This is a genomic window from Sphingopyxis sp. C-1 (assembly GCF_001047015.1).
GTDB lineage: Bacteria > Pseudomonadota > Alphaproteobacteria > Sphingomonadales > Sphingomonadaceae > Sphingopyxis.
This window is the reverse complement of the sequence record NZ_BBRO01000001.1, coordinates 3,110,047-3,121,971: the sequence shown is the minus strand read 5'-3', so window position 1 is coordinate 3,121,971 and position 11,925 is coordinate 3,110,047. Positions and strand designations below refer to the sequence as shown.

At 63.9% G+C, this 11,925-nt stretch carries 9 protein-coding genes; 3 read left to right on the top strand and 6 right to left on the bottom strand.

Annotated features, from left to right (window positions below):
• Window positions 1–145: 145 nt before the first annotated feature.
• Both SC1_RS14545 and SC1_RS14540 read left to right on the top strand, forming a co-directional pair.
• Entirely contained in the window at window positions 146–1,384 is a 1,239-nt protein-coding gene (locus SC1_RS14545) for an MFS transporter (protein ID WP_062183117.1), read from the top strand.
• Between the two features lie 83 nt (window positions 1,385–1,467).
• Window positions 1,468–2,379, top strand: a complete 912-nt coding sequence (locus tag SC1_RS14540; protein WP_062183115.1) for an alpha/beta hydrolase — start codon at window positions 1,468–1,470, stop codon at window positions 2,377–2,379.
• Between the two features lie 9 nt (window positions 2,380–2,388).
• Here SC1_RS14540 and SC1_RS14535 read toward each other — a convergent pair whose 3' ends face one another.
• From SC1_RS14535 to SC1_RS14520, 4 genes are all read right to left on the bottom strand, one after another.
• Window positions 2,389–3,972, bottom strand: a complete 1,584-nt coding sequence (locus SC1_RS14535) for a long-chain fatty acid--CoA ligase (protein ID WP_202966801.1) — start codon at window positions 3,970–3,972, stop codon at window positions 2,389–2,391.
• Window positions 3,973–3,992: 20 nt separating this feature from the next.
• On the bottom strand, window positions 3,993–5,480 hold the full coding sequence (treF, locus tag SC1_RS14530) for an alpha,alpha-trehalase TreF (RefSeq protein ID WP_062183112.1): 1,488 nt from the start codon (window positions 5,478–5,480) through the stop codon (window positions 3,993–3,995).
• Window positions 5,480–6,373, bottom strand: coding sequence for an alpha/beta hydrolase (locus tag SC1_RS14525; protein WP_083435862.1), 894 nt, complete (start codon window positions 6,371–6,373; stop codon window positions 5,480–5,482). Before SC1_RS14525 ends, treF begins: the two co-directional genes overlap by 1 nt.
• A gap of 67 nt (window positions 6,374–6,440) precedes the next feature.
• On the bottom strand, window positions 6,441–8,744 hold the full coding sequence (locus tag SC1_RS14520) for a TonB-dependent receptor (RefSeq protein ID WP_062183106.1): 2,304 nt from the start codon (window positions 8,742–8,744) through the stop codon (window positions 6,441–6,443).
• Window positions 8,745–8,924: 180 nt separating this feature from the next.
• Here SC1_RS14520 and SC1_RS14515 point away from each other — a divergent pair, with 180 nt between their 5' ends.
• Window positions 8,925–9,854, top strand: coding sequence for an alpha/beta hydrolase (locus tag SC1_RS14515; protein WP_193749183.1), 930 nt, complete (start codon window positions 8,925–8,927; stop codon window positions 9,852–9,854).
• Here the strand turns inward: SC1_RS14515 and SC1_RS14510 are convergent.
• Window positions 9,851–10,852 (bottom strand): LacI family DNA-binding transcriptional regulator, encoded by a 1,002-nt coding sequence (locus SC1_RS14510; RefSeq protein WP_062183100.1) that lies wholly within the window; start codon window positions 10,850–10,852, stop codon window positions 9,851–9,853. The genes SC1_RS14515 and SC1_RS14510 overlap by 4 nt on opposite strands.
• 29 nt (window positions 10,853–10,881) lie before the next feature.
• Entirely contained in the window at window positions 10,882–11,787 is a 906-nt protein-coding gene (locus tag SC1_RS14505) for an alpha/beta hydrolase (RefSeq protein ID WP_062183096.1), read from the bottom strand.
• Window positions 11,788–11,925: the final 138 nt, after the last annotated feature.

Here is an 11,925-nt window from a genome sequence, read left to right as displayed (position 1 = left end):
CGCGCGCTTCAGCAGTTACGCTTCGTTTCCCGACCGGAGCTGTTTTCAAAGCCCTGGCTGACCTTTCTCGGCAGATGGGCCATGTTCGAAAATTGAATGACATCGATAACAATTGCAGCTATGCGTGTCTCTACGGGAGAGAGATATGGATACGAGACATGGGGATTTTGCGGCCGAAGGCGGTGGTCTGGGTTCGCCTACGGGCGATTTTGGCAGGCTGGGTCTAGGCGTTTCGGGCCTCTATCTCGCTCTCTATATCCACTATGGTTTTTTCGCATTCCTGCCGCTGTGGTTGAAGGCGACAGGAGCTTCGCCAGAGGAAATTGGCGTTCTGCTCGCGATCCCGCTGATCTTGCGGTTGCTCACGGTCGCTCCCTTTTCGGCCTTTGTCGGCCGGCGCGGCCGGGTACGCGACGCGATCGCCTATACCTCGCTCGCGTCCGCGGCGATCGTCCTCCTCCTGCTTGGCGAGCCGGGGCACGCAGGCCGTATCGCGATCGTCATCTTCTTCTCGATCGTCTGGGACCAGATCCCGGTGCTGACCGATGCCTATGCGGTAATGGCCGTGCGCAGCCGATCGCTCGATTTCGGGCGGCTGCGCGTATGGGGCTCGATCGCGGTGGTCGCTTCGAATGCGGCGGCGGGTTGGGCGATCGCCACCTTTGGGATCAAGATGCTGCCGTTGATGGTCGCGGCGTTGTTGCTGGCGCCGGCGATGGTTGCCTTTCTGTTGCCATCGGACCGCAGGCTCGCTGCGTCGGATGGTGCCACCGGCGGGCGATGGCGTGACCTGATCGGCGATCGCGGCTTGATCCTCGCGATGATCGCCGCCTCGCTGATCATGGGAAGCCATGGCGTATTGACCAGCTTCGGTGCGATCCAGTGGGCGGCGCAGGGGATATCGACAACGACGATCGGCTTGCTGCAGGCGCTTGCGGTTGCGGCCGAGATCGGGGCTTTCTGGTTTGGGGCAAAGCTGCTCGGGAACCGCGACCCGCGGTTGCTGATTGTCGCGGGCGCGGTGGCCGGAGCGTTGCGCTGGGCGATCATGGCGACCACTCCTGGGCTTCCAGTCCTCGTTGTCGGGCAATTGCTCAACGGCATCACAGCGACGGGAACGATCCTAGGCATCATGCTTGTGATCGCGCAGCGCGTGCCGACCCATCTCAGCGCCACCGCGCAGGGGATGAACGCCGTGCTCCTCGGCGTGGTGCTGGCGGTCGCGACGGCGGGGTCGGGCCTGCTCTGGTCCTATGGTCTGGCCGTTGCCTATCTCGCCATGTCGGTTCTCGCGCTGCTCGGTGCGATCTGCGCCTGGCCGCGCGGAGAGCGGGAGGCGGAGATCGACACGAACGGATTGTCTGCATCGGGAGTCGAATCATGAGGCGTCACAAGATAATGTTTTTGGCTGCCCTGCTCGCGCCGGTAGCTCCCACATTCGCGCAGGAGGCACCAAAGGTGCAAAATATGCAGGACTGGCCGCTTCCCGAAACGGTAACCCCCAAGGGGCGCGCGGTCGCCTCCGAGATGGCGGCGCAAAAGATGCCCGACCCGCTGCCCCCGGTCGAAGAGATCCGTAAATTCGCCGACATGATGCAGGCGACCTTCGGCGCGCAGCTTGAGAAACGCTATGAGGTGCGGATCGAGACCTCGACGATAGCGGGGGTCCCGGTACGCATTGTCTATCCCAAGGGCGTGAGCGAACTCGGAACGGGTCCGGTGCTGCTCAACCTTCATGGCGGCGGCTTCGCGATCGATTCAGGTTCGCTGACCGAGACGATCCCGGTCGCGGCGCGCAGCGGCCTGCCGGTCGTTGCCGTGCTCTATCGCCTGACGCCCGAGCATCCCTATCCCGCGGCGCTCGACGATGCGCTCGCGGTCTATCAGGCGCTTGAAAAGGATCGCAAGGCGAGCCGCATCGGCGTGTTCGGGACGTCGGCCGGTGCAGGGCTGTCGGGGCAGCTTGTCGCGAAGCTGACCAGCATGGGCAAACCGATGCCGGCAGCGCTCGGCTATTTCTCCGGCAATGCCGATGCCAGCGTGAAAGGTGATTCGGAATCGTGGATGCCCGGCCCCGGTTTCGACTGGGTCGCCACCTATGCGGGCAAGACGCCGCTCACCGACCCGATCCTGTCCCCGATACATGGCGACATCTCGGGCTTTCCGCCGACATTGCTGGTAACCAGCACGCGCGACTTTTTGCTCAGTCCCACGTCGATCTTTGCCCGCGCGCTGACCGAAAAAGGCGTCGACGCGCGCCTTGTCGTGTTCGACGGCCTGCCGCACGCCTTCTGGGCTTATATGGACATTCCCGAAAGCGACCAGGCGAACGAACTGATTGCGCGGTTCTTCAAGGAAAAGCTCGCTGCTGCGAAATAGCCGGGCGGATCAACCGTTCGCGAGATGGTCTCGGTAGCGGTCGCGAAGCGTTTTCTTGTCGATCTTGCCTGTCGCGGTCAGCGGAACGGTGTCGAACAATATGTCGTCGGGCATCCACCAGCGCACGACGCGGGTTTCGAGATGTGCGCGGATGGCATCCGCGGCAACCGTCTCGCCGTCATGCGTTTCGATGACGAGCAGCGGCCGTTCCTCCCACTTCGGGTGATGAACGCCGATCACTGCGGCAATGCGGACGCCGGGGCAGCCGACCGCGGCATTTTCAAGGTCGATCGAACTGATCCATTCGCCCCCGGACTTGATGACGTCCTTCGCGCGGTCGGTAAGGCGCAGGAAGCCGAAGCGGTCGATCGTCCCGATATCGCCGGTATCGAACCAACCGTCGGTATCGGCGGCGGGAAGGTCGGGGTAATAGCGATCGACCACCCACGGCCCGCGCACCTGCAGCTTGCCGGCCTGTTCGCCATCCCACGCCAGCGGAGCGCCTTCGTCGTCGATGATGCGCAGCTCGATCCCGAACTGCATCCGGCCCTGACGCGTCAGGATCGTTTCGGTCGCGAATTCTTCGCCCTCTGCCATCAGCAGCGGGGTAGGGGTCGCGATCACGCCGAGCGGATTTGTCTCGGTCATCCCCCATATCTGGAGGACCGTGACGCCATAGCGTTCACGGAAGGTCTCGGCCATCGCACGCGGGACCGCCGATCCGCCGATGACGAGGCGCTTGAGGTCGCCAACGCCTTTCCCGCTGGTTTCGAGATAGGCGAGATACATCGTCCAGATCGTCGGTACGCCGCCCGAAAAGGTGACGCCTTCATCGAGGATCAGTTCGGCAAGGCTGGCGCCGTCCATCTTGTCGCACGGCAGGACGAGCTTGCAGCCGTTGATCGCGGCCGTGAACGGCAAGCCCCATGCCGTCGCATGATACATCGACGAGCAGGGCATGATGGCGTCGAAGGCGCTGAACTCGAACGCACTGCTGAGGCCCGCCGCCATCCCGTGCAGCACGATCGAACGGTGACTGTAGAGCACGCCCTTGGGGTCGCCGGTGGTGCCCGAGGTGTAGCAGAGGAAGGCCGCAGCATTTTCGTCGAAGCGCGGCCAGTCGAAATTGCCGTCCTCAGCGGCGATCATCGCCTCATAGGGTGCGCCGAGCAGCACATAATGCTCGATCGCGGGCAACATCGGCTTCAACCGCTCGACCAGGTCGGCGAGATTGGTATCGAAGAAGAGGATGCGGCTGCCCGCATGGTTGATGGTGAAGGCGATCTGCTCGTCGCTGAGCCGCGGGTTCGCTGTATGCAGAACCGCGCCGATGCCGGGGACGCCGTAGAAGAGTTCGAGATGCCGGTGGGTGTTCCATGCGAGCGACGAGACACGGTCGCCGCTATCGATCCCGAGCGTTCCGAGCATCTGTGCGGCCTGCCGTGAGCGCCGCTCGCAGCCCGCCCAGTCATAGCGCCATAGCGGCTCGCCCGCGAGCTTGGAGACGATCTCGCGCGCGCCATGTGCGCGCGCGGCGTGGGTCAGTATCGCACTGATCTGCAGGGGGGCGTCCTGCATCAAACCGGGCAGCATCGTCTCTCCTTTCGTGGCGCTTATCGCGCCGTCGGTGGCAACAGGTCGTAACGGTCGATAAAATCGGCGGTTACACCATTTGTCCAGCCGAACCCGGTCTGCGTTTCATATTCTCCGCCGCCGCCCGCCCCCGACGTCTCGACGTCATATTTCTCGAACAACAGGCCGGTGCGGGCAAAAGTCGCGCCAACCGTATGGACCCAGCGCGCCGCGATGTCCCGCGCCAAGGCATTATGCCCATAGTTTTGCAGGCCCGCGACGGCGATCCATTGCAGCGGCGCCCATCCGTTCGGCCGGTCCCATTGCTGGCCGGAGTGGTTCAGCGTCGTGTTGAGCCCACCGGAAGCAAGCAGGCCGCTCTCGACCGCTTTTGCCGTCGCGTCGGCTTGTTCCTGCGTGGCGGCACCGACAAGAAGCGGCGCCAGAGAAGCAGCCGTCAGCGGGCTGCGAAGCATTCCGTTCCCGATATCGTAGTCGCCGAAATAGCCATCGGCCGCATTCCAGAGATAGATATTCATCGCCTCGCGCCGGTCGGCGGCAAGGCGTTCGTAATAGGTAGCCTCGGCGTCGCCGCTCACGGCGATGGCGGTTTCCAGGCCGAACAGGAACGCGTTGAGATCGATCGGGGCGATCATCGTCGTGCGGATCGACGAGAGCGCTTCGCCGTCCAGCCAGCGCGACGAAAAATCCCAGCCGCTTTCGGCGCCGGCGCGAAGGTCGCGATAGACGTCGCCGGCGGGACGGCTGCTGTCGGAAGCGGTCGCCACATCCTCGCGCCAGCTTTCGTCGCGGGGCGTATCACGCGGGTCCCAATAGCGGTTGAGCAGATGGCCGTCGGAGAGCCGCGCGACGCGGGCGCTTTGTTGGCCGGGCGCAACGCTTTCGGCGCCCTCCATCCACCATGCATGTTCGCGCTTCATCGCCGACAGCCGCCGCGCCGCAACCTGGGGCCGGTCGTCGCCGAGCAGTTCGACCATCATATGGAACAGCGGCGGCTGCGACCGGCCGAGATAATAGGTACGCGATCCGTTGGGAATGTGCCCGTGCGCGTCGATCAGGTCGGTCAGCGCATCGACGATTCCGTTGGCGAGCTCGAGTTCGCCATCGCGGACGAGACCGAGCATCGTGAAGAAGCTGTCCCAGTAATAGATTTCGCGAAAACGTCCGCCGGGGACGACGTGCCGGTGCTGGACGGGGAGGGCCGATCCGCTTGCGGCCTGTTCGGGCGCGCGGGCGAGATCCTTCCAGAGAGCGCGGATATGGTCGCGGAGCGGTAGCACCGCGGGGCGTGCGCCCTCCGCCGCGACGGGCAGGTCGAAATTGGCCGCGATGAACGAGAGCAGCGCCTCGTCTCCTGCGGGAAGCTGCGCGAAATCGCGCATGATCTCCGCCACGGGCCGCTTGGGCAGCGCGTCGACGAAGGTCTTGCCGTCGGGCAGGATGGCGCGCTCCTGCACCTTTGCAAGCAGCGGGCCATAAAGGTCCGCAGGGCTGGGTTCGGCACCCATCAGCTTGCCAGATGACGTTGGAAAAAGGCAGCTTGCGCCGCGAGCGCGTCGTCGGTCTCGGGGCACTCCATATAAGCCCAGAAGGCATGAAGCATGCCTTCATAAACCATCAGGTCGGCCTCGACGCCGGCCTTTCGCAGCGCAAGATGGAAGCGCACCGTCTGGCTCAGCAACTGGTCGCGGGTGCTGGTCATCAGCATCGTCGGCGGCAGTCCCGACAGGTCGCCGTAGATCGGGGACAACAGCGGATCGGTGCGGTCGGTTCCCACACTGTAATCGGCCAGGGTTTCGGGCGCCGACCGCGACCCCATGATCGGCGGTAGAAAGGCTTCGCAATCGCTGACGAGCGCGAAATCGGCGGACCCCGAAAAGACACCCGCTGCCCTCGGCAATGGCAGTCCCTCGGCCTTGATCCGTGCGAGAAGCTGCGCCGTCAGAACGGCGCCTGCCGAGGTGCCGTAAATGCCGATCGATCCGGCCGGCCGATGCTCCAGCGCATCCCTATAGACCGCCAGCGCATCGTCCACCGCCGCAGGAAACGGATGTTCGGGCGCCATGCGATACATGACGGTGATGATCGAAATCCCGGTCAGCCCCGCGATCGGAATCGTTTCAGTCTCCGACCCCGAATCGACCATGAAGCCGCCGCCATGAAAGTTGATCAGCAGCCGCCGGTTGGCAGCGGTGTCGCTTCCGCGGCGCCGCACAAACTTGACGGGGACGCCGGCGACCTTGCCCTTCTCGACCTCGACATCGAACCGCTTCGCGCGGCTCTTGTTCAGCGGCTTCAGATGATTGGCGGCCGCCGCACGCACCGCCTTACGCGTGATCGCGTTGCGCATCAGCGTCGCGGTCATTTCGGGCGCAGAGCCTGCCTTTACGAGAGGCTCCATGGCCGCGCGGGCTTCCGCGCTGACGGTCGGCGCGAAAGGCGGCTGAACGGGAGAGGCCGCCACCCGGTCAGTTCCCGAACCGGTAGCCGATCCGCACCCCGTACATCCGCGGTTCGGTATAGGTCAGTCCGACCATGCCCGACGACTGCGCATATTGGTCGAGCACGCCGACCGGCTTCGCCTCGTTGGTGATATTGTTGGCGAACAGCGTCAGGTCGATCGGGCGCCCCCCGATGTCCTTGAGCCCAATGCTGCCGTTGAGCACACCATAAGCAGGCAGGAAGTTGTAGAAACTGCTGTTGGTTTGCGCTGTCGAGACCCGGCTCTGGCGGGCATAGTTGACCGCCAGTACCAGATCGCCCGCGCTGCCCAGCGACGTCTCGTACGAGCCGCCGACCGAAATCTTGTGCTTGGGCGTATAGGGGAAGGGCGCGCCGTTGAGGATCGCTCCGGCGCTTCCGTCGGCAACCTCGGTATAGCGCGCGTCGATATAGGAGTAGCTGCCGTTCAGCGTCAGCCCCTTTACCGGGACGACCGCGAGGTTGAACTCGACGCCCTGGATCTTGCCTTTCGCCGCGCTGCGCGTGACGTTGAGCAGCACCGGCCCGCTCGGTGTATCGACCGCCTCTGCCGTGGTGCGCTGGATATTGTCATAGATGCCGCGATAGGCCGCGACGTTGGCGCGAACATCGACATTGCCGAGCGAGAATTGCGACTTCAGCCCGACCTCGATGTCGGACAGCCGTTCGGGCTTGTAGGTGCGGAACTGCGAACCGACCGGCACCGGGCCGTTGACGCCGCCAGACTTATAGGCGTCGCGCGCGGTGACATAGACGTGGACGCCCGGCGTCACATCATAATCGAGCGTCGCGGTATAGCTTGGATAGTCGCTGTCGACCGAACCCGAGACTTCGGGCGGTCCACCGATGGTCTGCGCCGTGAAGCTATGCTCCCAGGTGTAGCGGAGGCCGCCGGTGACGCTGAGCCCGGTGAGTGCCGGGGAAAGCTTGCCGAGATCGACCGTCGCCTGCCCGAATATCGCCTCGCTTTTGTTCGTCTGGGTGAAGAAGCCCGAGATTGTCGGAACGAGCGTCCCGATCGGGAAGAAGATATATGTTTCGATTCCTGCAGGATCGCTCCAGCTCTGCCGGTCGAGATAACCGCCGACCGAGAAATCGACCGCATCGTCGAACAGCTTACCCTGTAGTTGCAATTCCTCGGTGAAGAAATTGGGGGCTACGGTCGGGATGCGTCCGGTCTGCCCGGCGATCGGGAACGGCATCGCATCATAATCATAGCCGTAAATGGTACGCAGTTCGGAATAGCTGATGATGTTGCGCAGCTTGATATTGTCGCTGAGCTGCACCGACGCCTGGTTGATCACCTGCCAATATTTCGTCTCCGAAAACTGGTCGAGGTCATAGGATACGCGGCGCGGGCCGCGTGCCTGCTGCTCGGCGACCGCGGTGAGCACACCTGGGTAGAAGGCGGCGACCGGAAGGAACCCCAATCCCAATGCTGTGGCGTCGAACCCCGCGGCGGGATTATACGCACCGAGCACGGTGCCGCCGCCATTATTGTCCGAATGATAATAGCGCAGCATCGTATAGAGTTCGACATTGTCGGTCGGCGCCAGCGTCAGCCCGAAGCGGAAGCTTTCGTACGAGAGATTGTCGTAATCCTTGCCCTCGAAAAAGGGGCCGACATCCTTGGTATAGCCGTCGCGGCGTCCGACCTCGCCGGCGACGCGCAGCATCACGCGGCCTGGAACGATCGGCGTGTTGAGCGCACCCTCGATCCGGCGGTCGTTATAATTTCCTAGCTGGACGCGGACATAGCCTTCGAACTCGTCCTTCGGCTTGACGGGCTCGAACAGGATGTTGCCGCCCGTCGCATTCTTGCCGAACAATGTGCCCTGCGGTCCCGCCAGGACCTGGATATTGGCCATGTCGAAATAGGTCCCGACGCGGCCGTCGACGTTCACGCTGTTCGGGACTTCCGCGAAATAATTGACGACGCCGGGGGTCGATCCGAACGCCGGCCCCTGGCCGCGAAGCGCGAAATAGGCGAACTCGCGTGGGTAGCCGCCGCTGATCGTGAACAGCGAAGGCGTATTGTCGGCCAGCGAGGTGCGGTCGGTAACGCCCTTCTGCTCGAGCGCTTCGTCGGTGAAGGCGGTGACCGCGATCGGCACGCTTTGCAGATTCTCTTCGCGGCGGCGGGCAGTGACGATGATGTCGCCAAGGCCGCTGTCGTCGCTGGTGGCGGTTTCGTCGGCCGGCGGCGTTTCGGTCTGCGCAAAGGCGGCGGCGGGCAGCAGGCTCGCGCTGCTCGCGAGTGCAAGCAGAAAGGCGGAACGCATCGAAATCATCACTTCCCTCCCAAAGGATAGCCGGATTCGTCCGGTCGATGATGCGAATGCGTGAAAATGTTATCGATGTCAATAGGGCTTGCGCGATCTACGGGAAAGGCTATCACTAGGGATGATTTCTAAGTGCTATCGATAACATAAAGTGGATCGAATGAGAGAGGCGGGATGCAGGTGGATGGGATGAGCGACGCCGAGCAATTTGGGCCATGGGTCAGTGACGCGGCGAAGGCGCGGTTCGGCGCTTTCCTTCGGGAATCGGCTACGCCGTCTGACCTCGCTGATGCGCGGCCCTTTTTCCGCGACTATAACCAGCGTCTACTCGACAAGGCGCAGGCGAAATACACCGTAGATATCGACGAGCGCGAGATTGCGGGTGTGAAGGTCTATGAGGTCGCTCCGACCGGCGGCGCGGCGGATGCGCCGGTGCTGCTGTGCCTTCATGGCGGCGGGTTCATGTGGGGCGAAGGGCCGGGTGCGCTGCTGGAGGCTGTCCCGATCGCGGCGGTTTCCGGGATGCGTGTGCTTGCCATCGACTATCGGCTTGCGCCCGAGCATGTCTATCCCGCCGCTGTCGACGATGTCGTCGCAGTGTATCGCGCGCTGATCGAAACGGTCGAACCGGTGAAGATCGGTATATATGGCTGTTCGGCGGGCGCGGTACTGACGACGCAGGCGGTCGCGCGATTTCTTCATGACGGACTGCCTACGCCGGGCGCAATCGGCATCTTCCATGGCGCGCCGGTTCCATTCGCAGGCGACGCAGCGCTGGCCCAGGCGCTGTTCGACCCGCGGGCTGGGACGGGTGCTGCGCCGAAGGTTGAGGAGCTTCCCTATTTTTGGGGCGCGGATCTTGCCGATCCGCTTGTGCTGTCGGCCGAACACCCCGGAACGCTGGCTGGATTCCCGCCGAGCTTACTCATCTCGGCGACGCGCGATTTCGCCGCCAGCGCCGTGTCGGTCATGCATCGCCGCCTGCTCGCGGCGGGCGTCGATGCCAGCTTTGTCCTGTTCGACGGCCTCTGGCACGCGCATCACATGGACGTCGACTTGCCCGAGTCGGTCGAAACTTACGGGATCATCGCCGGTTTCTTCCGCAAACACCTTGGTTAGCGACTGGTCTCGCGCGCAATAAGCTCGACGGGAAGCGCCTGTGCCGTGATGGATGCGTTGCCCTCGATCAGTGCGATCACGGCATGGGCCAGTGCATGGCCGGCCTCGGCGCCGTCCTGACGGATCGAACTGATCGACGGGCGATGCACGCTCGCGATCGGCGCATCGTCAAAACCGACGATCGAGACGTCGCCTGGGACCGAGAGCCCGCGTCCCGACAGTGCGTCGCAGGCGCCGGCGGCGATGAAATCGCTTGCGGCAAAGAGCGCGTCGAACGCTGTTCCGGCGTCGAGCGCGCTGCGTACCGCCCCCGCGCCGCCCTCGGCGGTGAAGGGGCAGGGCAGGGCGCCGACCAGCCGCGCCTCGCTGGATGCCAGCGCTTCGCGAAACCCTTCCAGCCGTGCTGCGATTTCGGGGTGCTGGATATCGCCAAGGAACAGCAGGCGCGTGGCGCCCCGTGTGACAAGATGTTCGGCGGCGAGTTTGCCTCCCATGCGATTGTCGCTGCCGACGACCTTTGCGCTGACGCCGGGGACGGGCTCGCCCCAGACGACGATCGGCAAGTTCATTGCAGAGACCTGCGTCACGCGGTGCGCGCCTTCGCCCTGGCCCAGCATGACGGCGCCATCGGCGCCGACCGCGCTCGACGACAGGAAATGCTCATTGGTGGTCAGCAAGGTCGAATAGCCAGCCGGGGTCAGCGTTTCGAGCAGGCCGCCGATGATCGAGAGGATGAGCGGGTCGGTGTGCGACTGGCGGCCTGGGTCGATCTGGTCGATCACCACCGCGATGGTCCGGGTTTCGCGCGTGCGCAGGCTGCGCGCCGCGACATTCATCCGGTAACCGACCTCGTTCGCGACCTTCACGATGCGCTCGCGGACTTCGGGACGGACAAGGTTGCTGCCGCGTAGCGCGCGCGACACGGTGATTTTCGAGACGCCGGCAAGCGTCGCGACCATTTCCATGGTCGGGCGTTCGTCCTTGCCGATCTTGCCCATGATTGAACGTCCCCCGAAAATCCGAAACCCTATGTAGCCGCGAAGTAGCGGCGGACCAGCCCTCCGATCAAGTCATTGGCGGCTGCGACGGCGGGAATTGTGATCGGCAGGAACTGGAAGCCGTGCGGCAGGCCCTGCAGGCGGCGGGCCAGCGTTTCGACGCCCGCCCGGACCAGCGCGGCGGCATAATATTCGCCGTCGTCGCGCAGCGGATCTTCCGAGGCGGTGAGAATGATCGCCGGGGCAAGGCCGGCGTGGCTGTCGGCGCGGAGCGGCGAAGCGAGCGGATCGGACTCTGGAACATCGCCGAGATAATATTCGCGGCATGCATCGAGATAGGTTTTCGACAGGCCGGGTGCCGCGATTTCGGTGAACGACGGCAGCGAGAAGCTCATGTCGGTCGCGGGATGGATCAACAACTGGAACAGCGGCTGCGGCTTGCCTTCGTCGCGCAGGCGCAGCGTAACGGCAGCGGTCAGATTGCCGCCCGCGCTTTCGCCGCCGAGCGCGATACGATGGGGGTCGCATCCCAGGTCGGCCGCCGACCGGCGCGCCCAGTCGAGCGCGGTCATCGCATCGTCCAGACCTGCCGGGAATTTATGCTCGGGCGCCAGCCGATAACCGACGCCAAGCACCGCGCAGCCGCTCGCCGCAGCGAGGTGGCGCGTCATCGCGTCATGCGTGTCGAGATCGCCGAACATCCATCCCCCGCCATGCAGGAAGACAAGCAGCGGCAACGGGGTATCCGATGCGGGGCGATAGAGGCGGACCGGCACACCGTCGGCGTCAAAGCCCTCGACATGATCAATGTCGGTCCCGGGCATTGCTGCCCCCATCATCGCCATATGCGCGCGCATCATCGGAATGATCTCGGGGCTCAGCGGCGGCATGTCCTGCGGTTGGCCCATAGCGGCCGCGATATCGGGATCGAGCATGATATTCCTTTCTATGATATCGATATCAATTGTTGCTTCCCATGTCCAACGCGGATTGGAGCGATCGGTAAAGCTGGGGTGCTCGAACAACGACCTATGTGCTCACCGGCAATGGCGATCATGCGCGGACTTTGCTGT

Excerpts from the sequence above, each read along its gene's own strand:
- SC1_RS14545 (WP_062183117.1), top strand. The coding sequence starts at position 146 with ATGGATACGAGACATGGGGATTTTGCGGCCGAAGGCGGTGGTCTGGGT.
- SC1_RS14540 (WP_062183115.1), top strand. The coding sequence starts at position 1,468 with ATGCAGGACTGGCCGCTTCCCGAAACGGTAACCCCCAAGGGGCGCGCG.
- SC1_RS14535 (WP_202966801.1), bottom strand. The coding sequence starts at position 3,972 with ATGCTGCCCGGTTTGATGCAGGACGCCCCCCTGCAGATCAGTGCGATA.
- treF (WP_062183112.1), bottom strand. The coding sequence starts at position 5,480 with ATGGGTGCCGAACCCAGCCCTGCGGACCTTTATGGCCCGCTGCTTGCA.
- SC1_RS14525 (WP_083435862.1), bottom strand. The coding sequence starts at position 6,373 with ATGGAGCCTCTCGTAAAGGCAGGCTCTGCGCCCGAAATGACCGCGACG.
- SC1_RS14520 (WP_062183106.1), bottom strand. The coding sequence starts at position 8,744 with ATGATTTCGATGCGTTCCGCCTTTCTGCTTGCACTCGCGAGCAGCGCG.
- SC1_RS14515 (WP_193749183.1), top strand. The coding sequence starts at position 8,925 with ATGAGCGACGCCGAGCAATTTGGGCCATGGGTCAGTGACGCGGCGAAG.
- SC1_RS14510 (WP_062183100.1), bottom strand. The coding sequence starts at position 10,852 with ATGGGCAAGATCGGCAAGGACGAACGCCCGACCATGGAAATGGTCGCG.
- SC1_RS14505 (WP_062183096.1), bottom strand. The coding sequence starts at position 11,787 with ATGCTCGATCCCGATATCGCGGCCGCTATGGGCCAACCGCAGGACATG.